Here is a 21,664-nt window from a genome sequence, read left to right as displayed (position 1 = left end):
TGACTGGCCTGGCCATGTATGCCGCCGCCCTGACTCGGCCGACGCTCGGATCGCCTCAGGGCTCGGCAACTTGATCACCGCCCAATCCCCCGCCACTTCAACACCGCCTGTTCGGGTGGAAATGGATTTTGCAAGTCCGACGACTTATCTTTTCGGGACAGCGTCGCGACCCGTCCGAGCGGGGCCTTGGGGGCAGCCAACCCCCTTTTGCCGTTCCTGCGCGCCCCATCGGACGCCCACGACCCCGGCGCTTGCCGCCGACGGACGCGAACCACGGGCGGGCTCAGCAAGGTTTCTTTGCAAAGCGGTCACGTCGCCGTGGGGCTGAAGGCGGCATGCTTCGTTCATGCTCCAGCGTCGACGCCTTCTCACCCTGCTGGCCACCACGGTGGGCCTTGCGCCAGCCTTCGCGGCGGCCGAGACGCGTTGGCTTGACCCCAGCCGCCAGCGCGAACTGCCGCTGCACCTGCGCTGGCCTGCGGGGTCCAGCGCCGACCGCGTGCCCTTGGTGCTGTTCAGCCATGGTCTGGGCGGCAGCTTGCAAGCCGGGCGGGATTGGGTGCAAGCGTGGTTGGAGGCGGGCTTCGCCACCTTGCAGCTGCAACACCCGGGCAGCGACACCGAGGTGTGGCGCGAGGGCGGATGGCGCCGTCTGCAGCAGGCCGCCAGTGCCGAACAGCTGATCGCCCGTGGCTTGGATGTGCGCTTCGTGCTGGACGAGCTGAGCCGCCGTCAGGCAGCGGGCGACCCGGCGCTGGCCCGTCTGCGCTTGGACGCCATCGGCCTGGCCGGCCACTCGTTCGGCGCGCACACCACGCTGGCGGTGGCGGGGCAGCGCTTCGGCCAGGGTGGCCCCGCGCCGCTGAGCGACCCTCGGCCGCGTGCCTTTGCGGCCTTCAGCCCGTCGCCGCCCCCGCAGGGCGATGGCGGTTTTGACGGCATCCAGCGACCGGTGCTGTGCTTGACGGGGTCGTTCGACACCGACCCCTTCGCCGCCGTCGGCAGCGAGCGGGCCAGCCGCGGCGACCACCGGCGCCGCGTTTTCGAGGCCCTGCCGCCCGGCCGCAAGGCCGAGCTGTGGCTGGACGGGGCCGACCACGCCACCTTCTCGGGCAACGCCCAGGGCCAGCGCCAGTGGCGCCCGCGCCCCGAGCCGGCCGTGGCCCAGACCGAACGCCACCGCGACCTCATCCGCGCCGTCACCACCGACTGGTGGCGCGCCCACCTGCTGGACGATGCCGCCGCACGCCAGCGCCTTTCGCAAGCCCCGGCCGCACTCGGCCCCCAAGACGCCTGGCGAACCGCATGACACTCCTCCGCCGCACCCTCCTCTCCGCTGCCGCCACCGCCGCGGCGCTGCCGCTGGCCCGTGGCGCCCTGGCCGCCACGCCGTCGTCCGAGGCCCTGGCCGCGCATGCCCTCAACCGCCTCGCCTGGGGCCCGCGCCCCGGCGATCTGGCCCGCGTGCAGGCCATGGGCTGGCGCGCTTACCTGGACGAGCAATTGCAGCCCGAGCGCCTGCCCCAGCCTGAGCTGGACGAGCGCCTGGCCGCGCTGCACGGCACCCCCTTGCGCGACACCGTGATGGCCTACCGCGAGAGCCAGCGTCGCGACCCTGGCGAGAACAACATGGAGCGCCGCGAGCAGGTGCGCCGAGCCCTGGGCCAGGCCGTGCAAACCTGGCTGATGCCGGCGCTTGACAGCCCCCGCCAGTTGCACTCGGTGATGACGGACTTCTGGTTCCATCACTTCAACGTCTTCATCGGCAAGGGCCTGTGCCGCGTGATGGTGGGCGACTACGTGCACCGCGCCATCGCCCCGCACGCCATGGGGCGCTTTCGGGACCTGCTGGGCGCCACCGCCAAGCACCCGGCCATGCTGTTCTATTTGGACAACTACCTCAGCACCAAAGAAGGCGCCAACGTGCCCCTGCCCGGTGGCGGCACGGGGGGCCTGAACGAAAACTACGCCCGCGAGCTGATGGAGCTGCACACCCTGGGTGTGGACGGCGGCTACACCCAGGCCGACGTGACCGAGCTGGCCCGCGTGCTCACCGGCTGGACCGTGACGCCCGGACGCGGCCGCCGGGCGGCAGGCGGCGGCGACTCGCCATCCTTGTTCGCCTTCGACCCCCGGCGCCACGACGACGGCCCCAAGACTTGGCTGGGCCAACCCGTGCCTGGCCGCGGCCAGAGCCAAGGCGAGTGGGCGCTGGACCAACTGGCCCGCCACCCCAGCACCGCGCGCCACCTCGCGTTCAAGCTGGTTCGCCATTTCGTGAACGACGAGCCCGAGCCCGCCCTGGTGGCCCACGTCGCAGCCGCCTTCACGCGCAGCGGTGGCGACATCCGCAGCACCCTGCAGGCCTTGCTCACCCACCCCAGCTTCATCGCCCCCGACACCCTGGGTGCCAAGTTCAAGACGCCCCAGCGCTTTGCCGTCAGCCTGCTGCGCGCCACCGGCCAAAGCAGCCGGCCCGAGCTGGTCGAGCCCTTGGTGCTGGGCCTGCGCAACCTGGGGCAAGCGCCCTTCGCCTGGCCCACGCCCGACGGCCCCAAGCCCACCCGCGCCGCTTGGCTCGACCCCGAGGCCCTGGCGCGCCGGGCCGACCTGGCCGCCCGCTTGGCGCAGCGCGTCAACCCGTCCACCGCCGAGCTGCTGGCCACCCTGGGCCCGGCCATCGGTTCCCCCACCCGCGCCGCCGTTGCCGCCGAACCGCCCCGCCTGCAAGCCGCCTTGCTGCTGGCGTCCCCCGACTTTCAAAACTGCTGACCACCATGACCACACGCCGCCACGCCATCGCCAGCGCGCTCGCCCTCGGTGCGCTTCCCTGGGCCCACGCCGCTTCCTCGGGCGCGCCGCAGCGCTTCGTCGTTGTGCTGTTGCGCGGCGCGGTCGACGGCTTGTCGGTCGTCGTGCCGCACGCCGACCCCGACTACCGACGCGAGCGCCCCACCATCGCCCTGCCAAGCCCGGGGCAAGACGGCGGCGTTTTCGATTTGGACGGCCGCTTCGGCCTGCACCCGGCCCTGAAAGACCTGCAGCCCCTGTGGACCGCCGGCCAATTGGGCTTCGTGCACGCCTGCGGCGCGCAGGCCAGCGGCCGCAGCCACTTTGAAGCGCAAGACGAACTGGAAAGCGGCACCCCCGGCGTCAAGACCACACCCGACGGCTGGATGGGCCGCCTGCTCACCCTCGGGGGCGACAGCGAGGCCGTGCGCGCCGTCTACGCCGGCCCCAACCGACCGCGCATCCTCGGTGGCCATGCCGACGTGGCCGCCCTCCCCGGGGGCAATGCCGGACGCGGCGCCGCCCGCGGCCTGCGGCAAGAACGCTCGGGCATGGCCGCGGGCCTGGAAAAGCTCTACGCCGACGACCCCCGCTACGCCAAGGCATGGCAAGAGGGCCAGCGCGGCCGCGAGCAAATGGCGCAAGCCATCGCCGAGCCGGCCATGATGGGCGGCAGCGGTGCCGGCGGCTTCGAGCGCGAAATGATGGCCGCCGACAACGGCGCCCCGCCCGCCGCGGGCTTCCCTGACGACGCCCGCCGCCTGGCCCGCGTCATGCGGGGCGACGCCCGCGTGCAGTTCGCCTTGCTGCAAGCCGGTGGCTGGGACACCCACGTGCGCCAAGGCGCCAGCACCGGCCAGCTGGCTGCGCGCCTCGCGCCTTTGGGTCAGGGCCTGGCCCTGCTGGCCCGCGAGTTGGGCCCGCTGTGGCAAGACACCGTGGTCCTGGTCGTCAGCGAGTTCGGGCGCACCGTGCGCGAAAACGGCAACGGCGGCACCGACCACGGCCACGGCAATGCCCTGTGGCTGTTGGGCGGCCGCGTGCAAGGTGGCCGCGTGCACGGCCCCTGGCCAGGGCTGGAAGCCAGCGCCCGCTACCAGGGGCGGGACCTCGCCATCACCACCGACCACCGCGCCGTGTTCGCCGGCGTGGCCGCGCAGCACCTGGGCCTGAAGGATGCGCAGCTGGCGCGCCTGTTCCCCGGCTACAGCGGCGGGGTGATGCCCTTGCTGCGTGCCTGAGGCTCAGCCCGTCGCGCCGGCCACCCAAGCCGACACCTGCGCATCGCCCAGCGGCGGCGGTCGCGTCTCCGCGTGGCCCACCTGGACTTGGTTGCGTCCGCCGCGCTTGGCCTCGTACAAGGCCATGTCGGCCACGGCCACCAGCTTGCGCAGCTGCGTTCGCGGGTCGTCCGCTTGGGCGGGGGTGGCCATCAGGCCGATGGACACGCTCACCGACAACCGCGTGCCATTGCTCAGCTTGAAGCCGCGCTCCACCACCGCCACACGCAGGCGTTCGGCCGCCTGCACCGCCTGCTCAGACGACACCCCCACCAGCAGCGCCACGAACTCCTCGCCGCCCCAGCGGCCCAAGAGATCGTCGGGGCGCAGGGTGTTGAGCGCACGGCTCACCACCCGCCGCAGTACGCGGTCGCCCACTGGGTGGCCGTGGGTGTCGTTGATGCGCTTGAAGTGGTCGATGTCGAACACCAGCAGCGCCAGGGGCTGCTGAGTTTGCCCGGCGCGGGCGATCTTGCGCGTGGCCAGCTCTTCGAAGCCCGCGCGGTTGTGGATGCCCGTCAGCGCGTCGGTCGTCGCCGCCAGCGTCAGCTCGCCAGCGTGGCGTTGCGTCAGCATCAGCATCTGCCCGCCCAGGGTCACCAGTTGGCTCATCAGCATCAGCAGCGCGGCCATCGGGGGCCCGCTCCAAACGGCGACACGCAGCAAGGGGTCCGCCAGCCACAGGCCAATCATCAGCGTCGTCAGCAAGTAGCCGGCGGCGGTCAGGCGCTGCGCCGTGCGGGCCGGCGCCTCCGGCAGGCCCCACAGCCACAGCCCCGTCCAACCGCAGCCCCCCAGCGTCAGCAGGGCCGTCCAGCGCTGGCGCGCCATGGCGCTGGGTTCGGCATAGGCAAACAAAGCGGCGCCCGCCAGGCCCAGAACCCCCAGCAGCAGCACCGGCAGCCAAGCCCGCCCCAAGCCGGCGTACGTCCGAAACCCGCCCACCGTCAGCCCCAGGCCCGCGCTCAGCACGCCATAGCCCAGCACCACCTGGGTGTTCGAGGGGTGCTCGCCCACGGTGAGCAGCGCCAAGCCGCCGCTCAACCCCAAGGAGCCCAGCGCCCACATCCAGCCCTCGCGGCGCGCCCCAGCCCAGTGCGCCGCCAGCAGCACCAAGGTCATCGCGACGGCCGTGACCACGGCCAGGGCGATCAGCAACGTGGGCAAATGCAGGGTGGCCATGGTCGTCGCCATTGTGCGGCGACCCCCGCGCCGCGCGCCAGGGGCTGAAGCCCGCTGCCTGCGCCGCTTCTCACGGCGCGGGGCTCAGCCTGCTGACGCCAGCGCGGTCATGTTGATCACCCGACGCACCGTGCTCGACGGCGTCAACACATGCACCGGCTTGGCCGCGCCCAGCAGCACGGGGCCCACCGTCACGCCATGGCCGCCCGTCACCTTGAGCACGTTGAACAAGATGTTCGCCGCGTCCAGGTTGGGCAGCAGCAGCAGGTTGGCCTCGCCGTCCAGCGTGCTGTCGGGCAAGAAGTTGCGGCGCACCTCGGGGTCCAGGGCCGCGTCGCCGTGCATCTCGCCATCGCAGTTCACGCCGGGTCGCTGCGCCTTGAACAGGCTGGCGGCCTCGCGCATGCGCCGCGCGCTCGGCCGCTTGCTGCTGCCGAACATGCTGTGCGAGACGAAGGCCACGCGCGGCGTCAGGCCGAAGCGGCCCATCTGGTCGCAGGCCAGGCCGGCGATCTCGGCCAGCAGCGCGCTGCTCGGCTCTTCGTTGACGAAGGTGTCGGCGATGAAGAGCGTGCGCTCGTCCAGCAGCAGGGCGTTGACGGTGGCGAAGTTGCTCACCCCCGGCGCCAGGCCGATCACGTCGCGCACGTGCTCCAGGTGCTGCTCGAAGCGGCCCACCAGGCCGCAGAGCATCGCGTCGGCGTCGCCGCGGCGCACCAGCATCGCGGCGATCAGGGTGTTCGAGCGGCGCAGCGCGGCCTTGGCCATGCTCGGCGTCACGCCCTCGCGGCCCATCAAGCGCTGGTAGCCCTCCCAGCACTCGCGAAAGCGTGGGTCGTCCTCGGGGTCCACCACCTCCACGTCCACGCCCACCTTGAGGCGCAGCTTGGCGCGCTCGATGCGCGCCGCGATCACGGCCGGCCGCCCCACCAAGATCGGCCGCGCCAGGCCTTCGTCCACCACCACCTGGGCGGCGCGCAGCACGCGCTCGTCCTCGCCCTCGGCGTACACCACGCGGGCGCGGCGCGCCTTGGCGGCGGTGAACACCGGGCGCATCACCAGGCCGGTTTGGTACACAAAGCGCTGCAGGCTTTGGCGGTAGGCCTCCAGGTCGGCGATGGGCCGCGTGGCCACGCCGCTGGCCAAGGCGGCCTCGGCCACCGCGGGGGCGATGCGCAAGATCAAGCGCGCGTCAAACGGCTTGGGGATCAGGTACTGCGGCCCGAAGCTCAGCTCCTGGCCGGCGTAGGCCGCGGCCACCTCGTCGCTCACCTCGGCCTTGGCCAGCGCGGCGATCTCGCGCACGCAGGCCAGCTTCATTTCTTCGGTGATGCGCGTGGCGCCGCAGTCCAGCGCGCCGCGGAAGATGTACGGAAAGCACAGGACGTTGTTGACCTGGTTCGGGTAGTCGCTGCGGCCCGTGGCCACGATGGCGTCGGGCCGCACGGCCAGCGCCGCTTCGGGGCGGATCTCGGGCTCGGGGTTGGCCAGCGCCAGGATCAGCGGCTGCGGCGCCATGCGCGCCACCATCTCGGGCTTGAGCACGCCGGCCGCGCTGCAGCCCAAGAACACGTCGGCGCCGTCGATGGCGTCGCTCAAGCTTCGGTGTGCCGTGGCCTGCGCGTAGCGGCGCTTGCTCTCGTCCAGCTTGCCGCTCTGGGCGTCCTCGCGCTCGGTGTGGATCACGCCCTTGCTGTCGACGACGAAGACGTTCTCCACCTTCAGGCCCAGGCCCAGCATCAGGTCCAGGCAGGCGATGGCCGCCGCGCCGGCGCCGGAGCACACCAGCTTGATCTCACCGATGCGCTTGCCCGTGATCTCCAGCCCGTTGAGCAGCGCCGCGCCGCTGATGATGGCCGTGCCGTGCTGGTCGTCGTGGAAGACGGGGATGGACAGGCGCTCCTTGAGCTTGCGCTCCACGTAGAAGCACTCGGGCGCCTTGATGTCTTCGAGGTTGATGCCCCCCAGCGTGGGCTCGAGCGCCGCGATGTGCTCGACCAGCTTGTCGGGGTCTTTCTCGTTCAGCTCGATGTCGAACACATCGATGCCGGCGAACTTCTTGAACAGGCAGCCCTTGCCTTCCATCACCGGCTTGGCCGCCAGCGGGCCGATGTCGCCCAGGCCCAGCACCGCCGTGCCGTTGGTGACCACGCCCACCAGATTGCCGCGGGCCGTGTACTCGGCGGCGGCGTTCGGGTCGGCCTCGATGGCGAGGCAGGGGAAGGCCACGCCCGGCGAGTAGGCCAGCGACAGGTCGCGCTGGTTGGCCAGGGGCTTGGTGGGGGTGACGGCGATCTTGCCGCGCGTCGGGGTGCGGTGGTAGTCGAGCGCGGCGTCACGCAGGGCGTGGTCGTCGCGGGGCAGTTCGTCGCTCATGCCGGGCCTTCAGGATCTGAAAGCCCGGCACCTTAGCGGCCCGCAGGGCTCAGGAGCGGCGCTCCAGATGCCGGAACGTAATGCGGCCCTTGCCCAAATCGTATGGGCTCATCTCCAGCGCCACCTGATCGCCGGCCAGGATGCGGATGTGGTGCTTGCGCATCTTGCCGCTGGTGTAGGCGATGAGCTGGTGACCGTTTTCCAGGGTCACGCGGTAGCGCGAGTCGGGCAGCACTTCGTCCACCTTCCCGCGCATCTCGATCAGTTCTTCTTTGGCCATGACGGTCTCCTGAATGCAAAAAGCCGGGCGGCACCCGAAGGCGCCTTCCCGGCCGTGGCGGTTCAGCTGATTACAGCGGAACGATGTTGGCGGCTTGCGGGCCCTTTTGGCCAGGAACCACGTCGAACGAGACGCGTTGGTTCTCTTGCAGGGACTTGAAGCCCTTGGACTGGATGGCGCTGAAGTGCGCGAACAGGTCCTTGCCGCCGTCGTCCGGAGTGATGAAGCCGAAACCCTTGGTTTCGTTGAACCACTTGACGGTGCCGGTTTGTTGCGTGCTCATGGGAATGCCTTTCGTGAGAGCGGTGAAACCACGCGCAGAGGACCTCCCTCCACGCGATGTCGAACGCTCCAAAAGATCAACCCAAAAAACCAAAAGGCCGGCGGGGCCACCCCCTGACCGACCCCAGACCCCTGAACCGAAGGTCTCGAGCAGCGTGCGAAGCACATATTGTCAACGCTAAACGCCCTTTCGGGCGCGATAGCACCCCCCTAGAGTCGTCAAACAAACCCCGAAACCGCCCCAAGTTGGGGCTTTCGCGCCACAAAGCCGGCTCAGCCGCCCTCCGCCTGCTGCTTCAGCAAGCGTTGCACCAGGGCAAAGAAGCGGTCGTAGAAAACCCCGGCGGGCACGGTTTCGCTGGCCACCTTGACCAAGGAATCCTCGGTCGAGCCCAACGGCACCGAGATCGAGCCCACCGCGCTCACGCCGATGCTGGCCGCGTTCGGGTTCTTTTTCAGCACGTACTTGTCTTGTTGGGCGCTGACGAACAGGGTGCTCAGGCGCTCGCCCTCGGTGGCGCACACGATGTTGAAGCTCAGCTCCACGTGCACCTCGCCCTCGGGCTGGAAGCGCTTGCTGCCCACCACCTGGCGCTCGTCGGCGCGCGACACGATGTAGCCCTGGCTCAGCAAGGCCCGCCGCGCCGCCTCGCAGCTCTGCGCCACGGGCGTGTCGAACAGGCGCGAGAAGGTCTCGTCGGCGGTGAAGGCCTCGCGCTGATAAACCGCCGATTTCAGGTCGCCCTTGGAGCGCGGTGACGTGCACCCGCCCAGCAGGGCCAAGCCACAGGCGATCGGCAAGAGGGAACGGCGAAGGACGGTGGCGTGCATCGGGGCGATTGTGGCCAAGTCGGGGCGCCCCCGTTGCGCATGCCTGCGCCCTGGCCGACCACACCACCAAACACGTGCGCACCCGCCGGCCCAAGATCGACACCCGTGAGTTGGTGGACGTCATCTTGGAGCCGCCGTACTGCCGCAAGCGGGATCCCGCTGCCTGCACAACCTGACCGACCTGGGTGTGCTGCGCGAAATGCCCTTCGGCAAAGAGAAGCTCGTCGTCCACTCCAAGCTGATGCTGCTGATCAGCCGGGACAGCCATCAATTCGAGCCCTACGCGTAACGGCGCCCTGCTCCAGCCACAGCGGCACTCGCAGGCCCCGCGCCGCTCACCCTCGCGGCGGCGCCTCGCGCTTCAAGCGCTGCAAGTCGAAGCCCATGCGCTGCAGCTCGGCCGTCACCGCGGTCCACTGCGCCTCGTCCAGCTGCGGCGTGCGCGACAGCACCCACAGGTACTGCTTGCTGGGTTCGCTCACCACGGCCCAGCCGCTTTGCGGCGCGCCGTGGCTCAGGTGCACCACGTCGTACTTGCCCCAGCCCACGCCCAACCAGCGCAGGGCTTTGGGCAAGAAGCTCACCTCCAGCGAGGCCGGTGCCAGCAGGCGCCCGCCGTCTTGGCGCACCGTGCCTTCACGCGGTCGGGCCACGCCCACCGTTTCATCCCAGCCGTCCTTGGTGCGGCAGCGGTTCGCCACCTCCACCCGGCCGTCGTCCAACAACTTGTACGTGGCCGTCGTGCTGTCCAGGCACTGGGCCTGAAAACGGTTGGGGTACAGCGCCACCTGGTGCCAGCGGCCCATGTAGGCGTTCACGTCCAGCGTGGGCAGCGGCGGCGCCGCTTGGGCGCTGGCGGTGCTCAGGCTCCAGGCCATCAAGGTGGCCAGGGGCAGGGCACGGAGCAGGGGGTGGGCTTCAGTCATTCGCGCGGGTCTCCGATCGCATCCAGGTGTAGGTCAGCCCCAGGCCGACGGTGGTGCCGGTGGTCTTTCGCACCAAGGGGCTGTTCTCGTTGGCGGCGCCGGCCACGCTGTCCAAGCGGGCGAAGCCAAACACACGCCAGTCGCGCCCCAAAGCGCGCGTGGCCGACACCGACAAGCGCCAAGCCACCAGGCCGCTTTCGGCGGCGTAGGCAGCCCGGCCAACGCGGGCGTCCAGGGCGCTCACCCCGTAAAAGTGATCGGCCAAACGGCGGTCGGCCACGATGGCGCTCAGCCCCGTGCTGTACCGCCAGCCCCCGGCGGCTTGCCGCTGGAACGAGAGTTCCGGCTCAAAGGCCATGCCGCGGTGGCGGGCGCGGTCGTTCAGGTCGAACACGCCGCGCACCGGCAGGTCCAGGCGCCAGCTGCCGGCGTTGCCGCCCCCGTCGCCGAGTCGGATCTTGAGGCGTGGCCCCAGCTCCACCAGGGTGCCCAGTTCGCGCATGCCTTGGCGAGCCTTGATCTCGTCATCGCCCCCGCCAAAGGCGCCCGCCACGCCCACGTCCAGCTCGTAGCGCTCGGTTTTGAAGGCGCGCAAGCCCGCCGTTTCGCGGTCGGCGCGCAGCACCTTGCCGCGGTAGATGAAGTAGGGCAGCACCAGCGCGCGGTTCAGGTGTTCGTCCGCCCCCGGGTAGGCCTGCTGCGACACGCCAAACACCGCGCCTCCCAGCTCCCACAGCGGCGGGCCGCCGCGCGCGGGCTCTGCGGCCAGGGCGGGCACTGCGGCGGCCAAGGCCACCAGCGTGATGGCCGCCAACAGGCCCCGGCCGGCGCGATCGAATGAAGTCATGGCTTGCTCCCTGCGAAACCTTCTGGTCGCATTCTGAACTAAATAGTTCATTTTGGAAAGATGGCCTGCAAGGTCCCGGGTGGCCGGGGGCTTTGCCTGCCGGCCTTCGGCCGCTCAGGCCACGATGCCGCGCTCGCGCAGCGCCGCCACCTGCGAGGGGCTCAGGCCCAACTCGGCCAGCACGGCGTCGGTGTCTTCGCCCAGGCGCGGGGCTGGCGTGCGCAAGGCACCCGGCGTGCCCAGCAGCTTGGGCACGATGCCTGGCACCGTCAGCACGCGGCCCTCGTGCGTGGTTTGCGTCAACAGCATGTCCCGCGCCTGGTAGTGCGGGTCGGCGGCAATGTCCGCCGCCGTGTACACCTTGCCCACCGGCACATCGGCGGCGGTCAGCGTCGCCAGCACCTCGTCCACGCCGCGGGTCAGCGTCCAGGCTTCGATGGCCGCGTCGATCTCCGCCACGCGCGCCACCCGCCCGGCGTTCTGCGCCAGCGCCGGGTCCATGCCCAGGTCGTCGCGGTCGATGGCGTGCATCAGCCGCTTGAAGATGGAGTCGCCATTGCCCGCCACCAGCACCACCCCGTCCGCGCAGCGGTAGGCATTGCTCGGTGCAATGCCCGGCAGCGCCGAGCCCCCCGGTTGGCGCACCACGCCCGCGGCGCTGTACTCGGGCAGCAGGCTTTCCATGCAGTTGAAGACCGCCTCGTGCAGCGCCACGTCGATCACCTGCCCCGGTCCGCCGTTGGCCTTGCGGTGGTACAGCGCGGTGAGCACCCCGATCACGCCGTGCAGCGCCGCCAGGGTGTCGCCAATCGACACCCCGCAGCGCACCGGCACCCGGTCGGGCTCGCCCGTCAGATGGCGCAGGCCGCCCATGGCCTCGCCAATCATCCCGAAGCCCGGCCGGTCGCGGTACGGCCCGCTCTGCCCGTAGCCCGAAATGCGCAGCATCACCAAGCCCGGGTTCAGGGTGGACAGGGCCTCGTAGCCCAGGCCCCAGCGCTCCAGCGCGCCGGGCCGAAAGTTCTCCACCAGCACATCGGCCTCGGCAATCAAGCGGCGCGCCAGGTCTTGCCCCTCGGGCGTGCGCAGGTCCAGCGCCAGCGAGCGCTTGTTGCGCGACTGCACCTGCCACCACACCGAGGTGCCGTCCTGCATCAAGCGCCAGGTGCGCAGGGGGTCGCCGCCCTGCGGCGATTCGATCTTGATCACCTCGGCCCCGAAGTCGCCCAAGGTCTTGCCCACAAAAGGCCCGGCGATGAGCTGGCCCATCTCGACCACCCGCAAGCCCGCAAGCGGCAAGCTGCATGAGGGCAAAGGGGGGCGCGGGGTGGGTTGCTGCATGGCGGCATTGTGGAAATGCGGCCCTGCGGCCAGCGTCTGTCAGCCATGGCGCGTGCCTTCTTCTTGCGTGAAGCGCCGTGCAGCGTCCCGGTGCGGCCCGCCTCGGTTTCCTACACTCGGCCGCCCCAGCCATGCCCCGAAGGCGGAACCCCATGCCCGGCTTGCACCCCCACATCGACCCCGATGGTTTGCTCGAGTACTCCGTCGTCTACACCGACCGCTCGCTGAACCACCTCTCCAAGCGCTTCGCCACGGTCATGCAAGAGCTGTCCGCGGGCCTGAAGGAGGTCTACAACGCCGCCGCGGCCGTGGTGGTGCCCGGTGGGGGCAGCTACGGCATGGAGGCCGTGGCCCGCCAGTTTGCGGGCGGCAAGCACGTGCTCATCGTGCGCAACGGCTGGTTCAGCTACCGCTGGACGCAAATCTTCGAGATGGCGGGCGTGGCCTCCTCGTCCACCGTGCTCAAGGCACGCCGCGCGCAGCCCGGCGCCACGGCGCCCTTCGCACCGGCGCCGCTGGACGAAATCGTCAGCACCATCCGCGAGACGAAGCCCGCCGTGGTCTTCGCCCCGCACGTCGAAACCTCCGCCGGCCTGATGCTGCCGGACGATCACCTCCAAGCCATTGCCGACGCCGTGCACGCGCACGACGGCCTCTTCGTGCTGGACTGCGTGGCCTCCGGCGCCATGTGGGTGGACATGGCGCAAACCGGCGTGGACGTGCTCATCAGCGCACCGCAAAAGGGCTGGAGCAGCACGCCCTGCGCCGGCCTGGTGATGCTCTCGCCGCGCGCCGTGGCGCGATTGGCGGAGACCACCAGCAGCAGCTTTGCGCTGGACCTCAAAAAGTGGGCCGCCATCATGGCCGCGCACGAGCAGGGTCAGATGGCCTACCACGCCACCTACCCCACCGACGGCCTGGCGCAGCTGCGCGACGCCGTGCACGAAACCCGCGCCTTTGGCTTCGCCGCCGCCAAGGCCGCCCAAGAAGAACTGGGCCGCCGCGTGCGCGGCCTGTTGGAGTCGCGCGGCATTCCCAGCGTGGCCGCGCCCGGCTTCCAGGCGCCTTGCGTGGTGGTGAGCTACACCCCGCACGCCGAGTGGCAGAACACCAAGGCCTGGGCCGACCAAGGCCTGCAGATCGCCGCCGGCGTGCCGCTGGCCTGCGACGAGGGTGCGGACTACCGCAGCTTCCGCATCGGCCTGTTCGGGCTGGACAAGCTGCAAAACATCGACCGCACGGTGGTCGCCTTCGAGCGCGCACTCGACGCGCTGATCACTACGGGGTGAGCCGAGGAGCCCGCCGCCGGGCCGCCCCAAGGCGGGCTCAACCCCCTCGGGGGGCGGCGAAGGCCTGAACTTGGTTCAGGCCGCAGACTGGGGTCAAACAGCTTTTAACGACCGCGCCGCTGCCACAGCGGCCGGCGCCCTTTGAGCTGGCGCTCGATCCCATCGTTCAAGCGGCTGCGCAGGTCCAGCACCGCCTCCACGTGGCCGTAGCTGCCGGGGAAGCGCAAATCCAGCCACAGCCACAGGGTGCACAGGCGCAGGGTCTGTTCCATGCGGTCCAGGCGCGCGTGCTCGTCCACGTCGTCCACAAAGCGCGGCGCGCCCGCCTGGCCGGTCAGCGCATGCGCCGTGGCCCAGGCCTCGTAGTGCTCCATCAGCTGCGGCAACCGCGTGTCCACCGGCGCCTGCGCGTAACGAAAACGCTGCTGCAGGCTCAAAGCGCCCGCGCGCTGGTCCAGCAGCTCGGCCAGGCCCAGCATTTGCTCCAGCTCAGCCACCGCAAAGTGCGCGTCGTCCAGGCGCAGCTGCTGCATGAAGATGCTCAGCACGGCATAGAGCTTCTTCACGCCCATGCGCTCGGCAATGGTGCGCACATGCGTCCAGTTCGGGGCCACCGGCGCCTTGAAGTCGCGCGGCGCGCGCGGCTCTTTGGGCAAGAGCTCGCGCAGCTTCTTGAGCGAGCTGGCCTCGCTTTCCTTCAGCACGCTGACAAAGCCCTCGTCGTGCAGGCCGTAGCGGCCGGCGCGGCCGGCAATCTGGTGCACCTCGCTCACGCTCAAGCTGCGGTCGCCCACCCCGTCGAACTTCTCCAAGGTGGAGAACAGCACGCGGCGAATCGGCAGGTTCAGCCCCATGCCAATGGCGTCCGTGGCCACCAGCACCTGGCTGGCGCCCACGGCAAAGCGCTCGGCCTCGCGGCGGCGCACCTCGGGCGGCAGGGCGCCGTAGATCACGCTGACGCGGTGCCCCGCCTCGGCAATCTGGTCGCGCAGCATCAGCACGTCGCGGCGGCTGAAGGCCACCACCGCGTCGCCCGCCTGCAGGTGCGCCATGGGCACCGGCACGCCCAACAACTGCACCTGCTGCTTGCGCTCGAACACGCGCCGCTCGGGCCGTTCGCCGCACAGCGCCAGCAGGCGCTCCAGCGCCGGCGCGGCGTAGGCGCTGGCAATGATGATCAGCTCGCGCGCCGGCACGCCGCAAATGGCCTGCGTCCAGGCCCAGCCGCGCGAGGGGTCGAACAGCATCTGCGCCTCGTCAATCACCGCCACGTCCACCGGCTCGCGGGTGTCGGCCATCTCGATGGTGCTGCTCACCACCCGCGCGTTCTCGGCCGGCACGCTCTCTTCGCCGGTCAGCAGCGAGCACGCCACGCCGCGCCCCACCAAGCGGTCGCGCCCTTCCAGCGCCAGCAGGCGCAGCGGGGCGAGGTAGGCCCCGGAGCGCGCTTGCGCCAGTTGCTCGAACGCCGCGTACGTCTTGCCGCTGTTCGGCGGCCCCAAGTAAAGCGTGACGCGCCGGCCCAGCTGGCGCGCCGTCTCAAAGCTGTCCGGGTAGCCGCGGAAGGCCAGCTCGCGGCCCAGGCTGGCCAGCCGGTCCTGCTCGCCCACCGCCTGCTCCCAGCGGTCCTGCGCACGGGTCAGCGCGGCTTTCAGGTCCTCAAAAGGCATGGCCACGCTGCACTCGGCCTGCAGGCGCACCAGCAGCGCGGCCAGCTGGCTGTCTTTGCCTATGGCCTCGCTGCGCGCCACCAAATGGTTCAGGTGCAGGGTCAGCTCCGCCCCGTGCGAGTAAGGCGGCATCTGGCCCAGCGCCTGGCGCAGCGCAGCCAGGTCCCCATCGCGCAAAAAGGCCCACACGGGCTCTTCCATCACCGGCACGCGGTGCGCCAGCTCAATGCGCCAGCCCTCATGCGCCAGCAAGAGCGGTTGTTGGCACAGGCGGGTGAAGAGCAAGCCCTCGCGCTGCAACCCCATCGACTCCAGCTGCTGCCAGCGCGCCTGCAGCCGGGGCCGAAGGTCGTTCGCCATCGGCGTGGCCTGCAACTGCGCCAGCGCCACGGCCACGTGCTGCGGCAAGATCCAACGGCTCGGCCGCCCGCCAGCGGCGGCCTTGGCAATCTGAATGGCGCCCAGGCGTTCCAGCGCCTCGTCGCTGCCCTCCTCCAAGTCGTCGGGGTGCAGCACCTGCGGCAGCACATGCGCCGCCTGGCGCAGGCGTTGCCAGTCCTCGGGCGTCAGGCCAGCCGGCAGGCGGGCCGCGTGGCGGGGCTGGGGCAGAGGGAAAAGCGGGGCCGGGGGGTGGGGCTTGGGCGCGGGTGGGCTGGCAGGAGGGTTCACGCCCGAAGTGGAACAGACGCGGCGGGCGCTCCATGTCGGCCGCTTTGAGGTGGGGACGGCCTCATGTCGTCATGTCAATCAAACAAGAACACGTTTCGTTGACGTGTCGTCGGGCGCGACATACGCCGCACCAATCACGACACGCGTGGGCTACGGTCGGCCCAACGTTCAGCGCCGCTGCGCCGGGCTTCCATGGCGAGAATGCCGACCACAAAACGGGGAGAGCCAAACAAGATGTTGATCAAAGCAGCCGATGACAAGTCGAAGCGCTTGAAGCTGCTGGAGGAGCTGCAGTCCTCGCCAGCGCTGGACGCCCGGCAGCGTGAGTGGCTCAAAGACGCGTACTGGCGCGTGAAGAAGGGCATCGAAGGCGAACGCGACGCAGCGTTTCACATCGAGAGCTTGTTGCGCGACAGTGAGAACCACGCCGTCATTCACGACCTCCGCATCAAGGTCGGCGACGACGAGGCCCAGATCGACCACCTGGTCATCAACCGCGCAGCCGACTTCATCCTGATCGAGACCAAGTGCTTCAATGGCAATGTGACCATCAACGATGCCGGCGAGTTCACCGTCACCTACAGAAGCGGTCATCGCCAAGGTATTGAGTCCCCAGTCTCACAAAGCCAACGCCATGAGCGCGTGCTGCGCAAGCTGCTGGAGGGCCTGGATATCAGCGGCCGCTTTGGCACCGAGCCCAAGTTCCACCACGTGGTGATGTTTCACCCCAAGGCCATCATCCAGCGGCCTGACGCCAAGCGCTACGACACCCGCAACGTCATCAAGGCCGACCAGTTCGCGGAATGGCGCCAGCGGTACATCGATGCGGCATTCAGCGGCCTGGGCGCACTCAGCGTGGCGGTGAACTTCCGGTCTGCGGCTACCGTCAAAGAGTGGGGTGAGAAGCTCGCGCGTCAACACCGGCCTGACGACCAACTGGCGTTGCCGGAGTTCATGCGGCCCAAGGCATCTCCGTCAGCACCAGACGCCCTCGTCACTCAACAGGCGGCTGCCCCATCCGTTGCAGCACGCGTACCGGAAGAACCAGCGCCACAAGCCGCCCTCGCACCGACCGCCGCGCGAGTTGATGCAGCCGCCAAGCGCCTCTTCTGCGCCACCTGCGGCGTGAAGATCACCTACCCCGAGGGCAAGTTTTGCTGGAACAACGCCAAGCGATTTGGCGGCCTGCAGTACTGTCGCGAGCATCAGACCGAGTTTGCCTAAGCTCCGGAAGCCATTAGCTCTGCCACCATCACGCCTTGCTCACCGTTCTCCCTCGCTCTGTGCCCTCCGCCCTCACTCACTACCAAACCCAGTACATCGCTTGGCAGTTGTCGAGGCGCATGGGGGGCGACGCAGACGACTTGCTGACGTCCACGCTCGTCGATGCCCAGGTCGATCTGAACCCTCACCAGGTTGACGCCGCGCTGTTCGCCTTTCAGAGTCCGCTGTCCAAGGGCGTGATCCTGGCCGACGAAGTCGGTCTGGGCAAAACCATCGAAGCCGGCCTGGTCATCGCGCAGCGCTGGGCCGAGCGGCGACGGCGCATCCTCATCGTGGTGCCAGCCAATCTGCGCAAACAGTGGCATCAGGAGCTGCAGGACAAATTCAGCCTGCAAGCCACCATCCTTGAAGCCGCCAGCTACCGACAGCTCAAGAAGAGCGGCAATGCGAACCCCTTCGAGCTCGAGGGCCAGATCGGCATCTGTTCCTACCAGTTCGCCAAGACCAAGGCCGACGACCTGCGGCGCGTGCCGTGGGATCTGGTGGTGCTGGACGAAGCGCATCGCCTGCGCAATGTCTACCGGCCCAGCAACGTCATTGGCAACACGCTCAAACAGGCGCTGGCACACGCCCCCAAGGTCCTGCTCACCGCCACGCCGCTGCAGAACTCGCTGCTGGAGCTGTACGGCCTGGTCAGCCTGATCGACGACCGTGTGTTCGGCGATCTCGACAGCTTCCGCGATCAGTTCGGGGGTGTGGCCAACCCCAACACCTTGGCCAAGTTGCGCAGCCGGCTTCAGGCCGTCTGCCAGCGCACGCTGCGCCGCCAGGTACAGCCCTATATCTCCTACACACGCCGCATTCCACTGGTGGAACGCTTCACGCCGACCCAGGACGAGCAGCTGCTGCGCGAGCAGGTGGGCGATTACCTGCGCCGCCCCAAACTCAACGCCCTGCCAGACGGCCAGCGCCAGCTGATCTCGCTGGTGCTGTGGAAGCTGCTGGCGTCCAGCAGCCACGCCATTGGCGGGGCCCTGGCCACCATGGCCGACCGGCTCGAGAAACAACTGGGCAGCGCCCCAGCGCCCGACTTGGCCGAGGCGCTGGACCAGGACTACGAAACCTTGGACGAAACCGCCGAAGAGTGGGAGGAGCCCAGCGGGCCAGCCACTGAGGCCGAGCGCGCCAGCCTCGCCGAAGAGCTGGCCGAGCTGCGCGGGTTTCAGCAGCGGGCTCAGCAGCTGCGCGACAACGCCAAGGGCCAGGCGCTGCTGCAGGCGTTGGGCAAGGCCTTCGCCGAGCTGGAGAAGCTGGGCGCTCAACAGAAGGCGCTGATCTTCACCGAATCAAGGCGCACACAGGACTACCTTCTTAGCTTGCTGGAGCAGAGCCCATATGCAGGGCAGGTCGTGCTGTTCAACGGCACCAACAGCAGCGAGCAAGCCAAGCAGGTCCATACCGAATGGCTGGCGCGCCACTCAGGCACCGACCGCATCAGCGGCTCGCGCACGGCCGACACCCGCGCTGCGCTGGTGGAAGAGTTTCGCGACCGAGCACGCATCATGATTGCCACCGAGGCCGGCGCCGAGGGCATCAACCTGCAGTTCTGCTCGTTGGTGATCAATTACGACCTGCCCTGGAACCCGCAGCGCATCGAACAGCGCATCGGCCGTAGCCATCGCTACGGGCAGAAGCACGACGTGGTCGTCGTGAACTTCGTGGACCTGAGCAACCCGGCGGACGAACGCGTGTACCAGCTGCTCGCGCAGAAGTTCCAACTCTTCGAAGGCGTGTTTGGCGCCAGTGACGAGGTGCTGGGCAGCATTGGCAGCGGCGTGGACTTCGAGCGCCGCATTGCCGAGATCTACCAAACCTGCCGCAGCCGCGACGAGATCGAGCAGTCGTTCCAGCAGCTGCAACTGGACCTGGCGCCCGAGATCAACGCCGCCATGCTGAAGACCCGCCAGTTGCTGCTCGAGAACTTCGACGAAGCGGTGCAGCAGAAGCTCAAGACCCGCGACGAACAGAGCAAGCGCGCACTCGGTCGGTTCGAGAACTGGCTGATGGACCTGACGCGCGCCGAACTGCGCGAGCTCGCGCAGTTCGACGAGCACGGTTTCACGCTCCGGCATCCGCCCGAGGGCGTCTCTCCGGAGCAGGCGCCCCCCGGTCGCTACGAGCTGCCCCGGCGCAGCGGTGAGACCCACCTCTACCGCAACGGCCATCCTCTTGCACAGGCATTGGTTCAGCAGGCCCGCGGCCGAAAGCTGAACACGGCCCGCCTGCGCTTCGACTACGCCGCGCATGGCAAGCACCTGGCCACGCTGAAGCCGCTGCGCGGCCAAAGCGGATGGCTGCAGCTCAGCGTGCTCACCGTCGACGCCATGGGCACGAGCGAGGAATGCCTACTGCTCGCCGCTTGCAATGAGCAAGGCGAGGCCTTGCACGAGGAAGACGCCGACAAGTTGCTGCGCTTGCCCGCCGTGGTGCTGGACAGTGCCATTGATGCCGAAATCCCAAGCAGCCTAGACGAAAGCATTCAGCTGCTGGAGCGCCGACAGCTGGAGACCATCAACCAGCGCAATCTTGGCTACTTCGATGCCGAGGTGGAGAAGCTCGACGCCTGGGCCGACGACCTGAAGAACGGTCTGGAGCACGAGGTCAAGGAGCTGGATCGCGAGATCAAGGACCTGCGCCGCAGCGCCAGCCTTGCACCCACGCTGGACGAGAAGCTGCACTGGCAGAAACGCCAGCGCGAGCTGGAAGACAAGCGCAATCAGCTGCGGCGGCGCATCTTTGACCGGCAAGACGAGATTGATGCCCAGCGCAGCGCGCTCATCGAAGAGCTGGAGGGCCGACTGTCACGGCACAGCCAGCTGAAAGACCTCTTCGTCATTCAATGGGAGTTGATTTGATGGCCACAGAGCCAAGGCCGCTACAGATCCAGCAACTGCAGGCCTATCTCACGCAGCAGTACGAGTTGCTGATCCAGGGCAAGGGCGACAACGAACAGCAACGCGAACGCAACTTTCTGTCGAAAGCCGTGGCCGCCCATTTTTTGGTGGTTAACGCAGGCGTCAGCAAGGCGGAGGCAGTCGAGGCTTCTATCGACGGGGGAGGCGACCATGGCATTGACGCCGTCTGGATCAGTCCGACGCAGGTGATCTGGCTGGTGCAATCGAAGTACCACCACAGCGGCATCGGCGAGCCGGGACTGCATGAGGTGGGCGAGTTCGTGCGCGGGGTCCGCGACCTGTTGGCCGGCGAGTTTGGCCGCTTCAACGCCGCGCTGAATGCCAAGCGAGCTGCACTGCAGCGCGCCATGGGCGACCTGTACACCGTGCGGGTAGCACTGGCCTACACCGGCACCTCGCTCGGCGACGACCGGCTGGACATGTTTAAGGACCTGCTAACCGATATCAACGCCGTGCAGCCCGAACGTGCCCGCTTCATACGCTTCGGCCTCAATGACTTCCATGACGCGTTGATGGCCTCGCGCGCCGAGGCCGTGTTCACCGAAGAGATCGAACTGCGCAACTACGGCATGGTGGAGCGCCCACGACGAAGCTTCTTTGGCGTCATGCGGGTGGCAGAGCTAGCCGCGCTGTACCGGAAACATGACAACGCGCTGGTACGCGCCAACATTCGCCGCTACCGCGGCTCATCGCGCGTGAACGAGGAAATGCTCGGCACCCTGCGGGGCGAGCCCGAGCATTTCGTGTACTTCAACAATGGCGTGACCTTGCTCTGTGAGCGCATCACCCAGGTCGGCAACATGCCATTGAACCGAAGCCAAGGGCGCTTTAGGCTCGAGGGCGTGTCGGTCATCAACGGCGCGCAGACTGCAGGGACCGTAGCCCGCGAAGACCTACCCGATGCAGATCTGGGCCGTGCCAGCGTTCTGGTGACCTGCATCGAGGCCAACCCGGCCGACGACGCCGAGTTTGGCGACCGCGTAACCCGCTACCGCAACAACCAGAACGCCGTCCTGCTGCAGGACTTCATGGCGCTCGACGACAACCAGGAGAACTGGCGCCGCACGCTGAAAGCGTCTGGCATCACCTATATCTACAAGCCCAGCAGTGTTGACCCAGCGCCCGGAGACTCCGTGTTCACCGCACAGGACGCCGCCCGCTTCCTAGCGCTCGCGCTGAGCGACAAAACCTGCTGGCCTGAGGCGCTCCTGCTTGCGGCGGGTAGCGACGGGCCGGCATCGCTTTGGGATACCCGAGCCGACTTCAAGGGTCAAGCAGTTGCGGACCCAGCGCAATCGGCGTACAAGCGCCTGTTCCCCGACCACCTGACAGCCCGCAGGCTATGGCGCGTCGTACAGATGGGCCGGCTCATGCGCAACACGGTGGAAGACGATGCGGCTGCCATGGAAGCGGCCGCCCCCGAGCAGGCGGACAAAGAGCTGGCGCTGGCGAACTTGGCGATGCACTTGGTGCTGCTGCGCGCGGGTGCGCTGCAGGATGCAGCAACGCTGCGCCTGACCACCCCGGAGCGCGGCCGCATCTCCAGCGATCTTGATGAAATCCGGCGGGCGGTCAGGGCGGCTTATGACGCCGAAGACTGGGGTGGGGAGTTGCCGGTCGCTGTTATGCGGCAAGCCGAGAACTTGCGTCGGCTCAAAGCCAAGACCATGGCTGCGTTGGCGGCAGCACAAGGACAATGACG

17 protein-coding genes are annotated in these 21,664 nt (G+C 68.8%); 8 read left to right on the top strand and 9 right to left on the bottom strand.

Translation table 11 applies throughout. The annotated features are described in order from the left end of the window. Positions 1–346 precede the first annotated feature (346 nt). From O9335_RS06625 to O9335_RS06615, 3 genes are read left to right on the top strand one after another with little or no spacing between them, the layout of a single operon-like run. Positions 347–1,309, top strand: a complete 963-nt coding sequence (locus tag O9335_RS06625) for a hypothetical protein (protein WP_298385406.1) — start codon at positions 347–349, stop codon at positions 1,307–1,309. Continuing rightward, positions 1,306–2,772, top strand: coding sequence for a DUF1800 domain-containing protein (locus tag O9335_RS06620; RefSeq protein ID WP_298385402.1), 1,467 nt, complete (start codon positions 1,306–1,308; stop codon positions 2,770–2,772). The genes O9335_RS06625 and O9335_RS06620 overlap by 4 nt, the downstream gene beginning before the upstream one ends. Positions 2,773–2,777: 5 nt before the next feature. Then, the gene (locus tag O9335_RS06615; RefSeq protein WP_298385399.1) at positions 2,778–4,031 is read left to right on the top strand and encodes a DUF1501 domain-containing protein; all 1,254 of its coding nucleotides are present in this window, start codon (positions 2,778–2,780) and stop codon (positions 4,029–4,031) included. A 3-nt stretch (positions 4,032–4,034) separates the two neighbouring features. On the opposite strand, the gene O9335_RS06610 is transcribed toward O9335_RS06615, so the two are convergent. From O9335_RS06610 to O9335_RS06590, 5 genes are all read right to left on the bottom strand, one after another. After that, a complete protein-coding gene (locus O9335_RS06610; RefSeq protein ID WP_298385395.1) occupies positions 4,035–5,252 on the bottom strand; it encodes a diguanylate cyclase in 1,218 nt (405 codons plus the stop codon). A gap of 84 nt (positions 5,253–5,336) precedes the next feature. Further along, positions 5,337–7,628: an NADP-dependent malic enzyme gene (locus tag O9335_RS06605; RefSeq protein WP_298385392.1), complete on the bottom strand. Its 2,292-nt coding sequence runs from the start codon at positions 7,626–7,628 to the stop codon at positions 5,337–5,339. A gap of 49 nt (positions 7,629–7,677) precedes the next feature. Further along, the gene (infA, locus tag O9335_RS06600) at positions 7,678–7,908 is read right to left on the bottom strand and encodes a translation initiation factor IF-1 (RefSeq protein WP_298385389.1); all 231 of its coding nucleotides are present in this window, start codon (positions 7,906–7,908) and stop codon (positions 7,678–7,680) included. Between the two features lie 70 nt (positions 7,909–7,978). After that, positions 7,979–8,191 carry a cold-shock protein gene (locus tag O9335_RS06595; RefSeq protein WP_298385385.1) on the bottom strand — a complete coding sequence of 71 codons (213 nt, stop codon included), beginning with the start codon at positions 8,189–8,191 and terminating at the stop codon, positions 7,979–7,981. Positions 8,192–8,463: 272 nt separating this feature from the next. Further along, on the bottom strand, positions 8,464–9,021 hold the full coding sequence (locus O9335_RS06590; protein ID WP_298385381.1) for a DUF2242 domain-containing protein: 558 nt from the start codon (positions 9,019–9,021) through the stop codon (positions 8,464–8,466). On the opposite strand from O9335_RS06590, the gene O9335_RS16715 reads away from it, so the two are divergent. Next, complete coding sequence (locus O9335_RS16715; protein WP_367185409.1) at positions 8,946–9,197, top strand: hypothetical protein; 252 nt, start codon at positions 8,946–8,948, stop codon at positions 9,195–9,197. The two genes, O9335_RS06590 and O9335_RS16715, sit on opposite strands and share 76 nt — an antisense overlap. A 159-nt stretch (positions 9,198–9,356) precedes the next feature. On the opposite strand, the gene O9335_RS06585 is transcribed toward O9335_RS16715, so the two are convergent. The 3 genes from O9335_RS06585 to O9335_RS06575 form a co-directional block, all read right to left on the bottom strand. After that, on the bottom strand, positions 9,357–9,947 hold the full coding sequence (locus tag O9335_RS06585) for a lipocalin family protein (RefSeq protein ID WP_298385379.1): 591 nt from the start codon (positions 9,945–9,947) through the stop codon (positions 9,357–9,359). Further along, positions 9,940–10,794: a MipA/OmpV family protein gene (locus O9335_RS06580; RefSeq protein ID WP_298385376.1), complete on the bottom strand. Its 855-nt coding sequence runs from the start codon at positions 10,792–10,794 to the stop codon at positions 9,940–9,942. Before O9335_RS06580 ends, O9335_RS06585 begins: the two co-directional genes overlap by 8 nt. Before the next feature lie 114 nt (positions 10,795–10,908). After that, positions 10,909–12,135, bottom strand: coding sequence for a CaiB/BaiF CoA-transferase family protein (locus O9335_RS06575; RefSeq protein WP_298385373.1), 1,227 nt, complete (start codon positions 12,133–12,135; stop codon positions 10,909–10,911). Positions 12,136–12,287: 152 nt separating this feature from the next. Between O9335_RS06575 and O9335_RS06570 the strand changes: the two genes are divergently transcribed. Further along, entirely contained in the window at positions 12,288–13,424 is a 1,137-nt protein-coding gene (locus O9335_RS06570; protein ID WP_298385370.1) for an aminotransferase class V-fold PLP-dependent enzyme, read from the top strand. Positions 13,425–13,528: 104 nt separating this feature from the next. Here O9335_RS06570 and O9335_RS06565 read toward each other — a convergent pair whose 3' ends face one another. Beyond that, positions 13,529–15,763: a helicase-related protein gene (locus O9335_RS06565; protein WP_298385367.1), complete on the bottom strand. Its 2,235-nt coding sequence runs from the start codon at positions 15,761–15,763 to the stop codon at positions 13,529–13,531. A 234-nt stretch (positions 15,764–15,997) separates the two neighbouring features. On the opposite strand from O9335_RS06565, the gene O9335_RS06560 reads away from it, so the two are divergent. Genes O9335_RS06560 through O9335_RS06550 form a run of 3 tightly spaced genes read left to right on the top strand, consistent with a single transcriptional unit; the run spans position 15,998 to position 21,662 of the window. Beyond that, positions 15,998–16,987 carry a nuclease-related domain-containing protein gene (locus O9335_RS06560; protein WP_298385364.1) on the top strand — a complete coding sequence of 330 codons (990 nt, stop codon included), beginning with the start codon at positions 15,998–16,000 and terminating at the stop codon, positions 16,985–16,987. 35 nt (positions 16,988–17,022) lie between these two features. Next, positions 17,023–19,902, top strand: coding sequence for an SNF2-related protein (locus O9335_RS06555; RefSeq protein WP_298385361.1), 2,880 nt, complete (start codon positions 17,023–17,025; stop codon positions 19,900–19,902). Then, positions 19,902–21,662 carry an AIPR family protein gene (locus O9335_RS06550; RefSeq protein ID WP_298385358.1) on the top strand — a complete coding sequence of 587 codons (1,761 nt, stop codon included), beginning with the start codon at positions 19,902–19,904 and terminating at the stop codon, positions 21,660–21,662. Before O9335_RS06555 ends, O9335_RS06550 begins: the two co-directional genes overlap by 1 nt. The last annotated feature ends 2 nt before the right edge of the window (positions 21,663–21,664 follow it).

The sequence above is a fragment of the Inhella sp. genome, assembly GCF_027532025.1.
In the GTDB taxonomy this organism is placed as follows: domain Bacteria; phylum Pseudomonadota; class Gammaproteobacteria; order Burkholderiales; family Burkholderiaceae_C; genus Inhella.
The sequence above is the reverse complement of the archived record's forward strand: the minus strand, read 5'-3'. Positions and strand labels throughout refer to the sequence as shown.

Coding starts and splice junctions, on each gene's coding strand:
- infA (WP_298385389.1), bottom strand. CDS start 7,908: ATGGCCAAAGAAGAACTGATCGAGATGCGCGGGAAGGTGGACGAAGTG.
- O9335_RS06590 (WP_298385381.1), bottom strand. CDS start 9,021: ATGCACGCCACCGTCCTTCGCCGTTCCCTCTTGCCGATCGCCTGTGGC.
- O9335_RS06575 (WP_298385373.1), bottom strand. CDS start 12,135: ATGCAGCAACCCACCCCGCGCCCCCCTTTGCCCTCATGCAGCTTGCCG.
- O9335_RS06570 (WP_298385370.1), top strand. CDS start 12,288: ATGCCCGGCTTGCACCCCCACATCGACCCCGATGGTTTGCTCGAGTAC.
- O9335_RS06605 (WP_298385392.1), bottom strand. CDS start 7,628: ATGAGCGACGAACTGCCCCGCGACGACCACGCCCTGCGTGACGCCGCG.
- O9335_RS06580 (WP_298385376.1), bottom strand. CDS start 10,794: ATGACTTCATTCGATCGCGCCGGCCGGGGCCTGTTGGCGGCCATCACG.
- O9335_RS06560 (WP_298385364.1), top strand. CDS start 15,998: ATGTTGATCAAAGCAGCCGATGACAAGTCGAAGCGCTTGAAGCTGCTG.
- O9335_RS06595 (WP_298385385.1), bottom strand. CDS start 8,191: ATGAGCACGCAACAAACCGGCACCGTCAAGTGGTTCAACGAAACCAAG.
- O9335_RS06610 (WP_298385395.1), bottom strand. CDS start 5,252: ATGGCCACCCTGCATTTGCCCACGTTGCTGATCGCCCTGGCCGTGGTC.
- O9335_RS06585 (WP_298385379.1), bottom strand. CDS start 9,947: ATGACTGAAGCCCACCCCCTGCTCCGTGCCCTGCCCCTGGCCACCTTG.
- O9335_RS06620 (WP_298385402.1), top strand. CDS start 1,306: ATGACACTCCTCCGCCGCACCCTCCTCTCCGCTGCCGCCACCGCCGCG.
- O9335_RS06615 (WP_298385399.1), top strand. CDS start 2,778: ATGACCACACGCCGCCACGCCATCGCCAGCGCGCTCGCCCTCGGTGCG.
- O9335_RS06625 (WP_298385406.1), top strand. CDS start 347: ATGCTCCAGCGTCGACGCCTTCTCACCCTGCTGGCCACCACGGTGGGC.
- O9335_RS06550 (WP_298385358.1), top strand. CDS start 19,902: ATGGCCACAGAGCCAAGGCCGCTACAGATCCAGCAACTGCAGGCCTAT.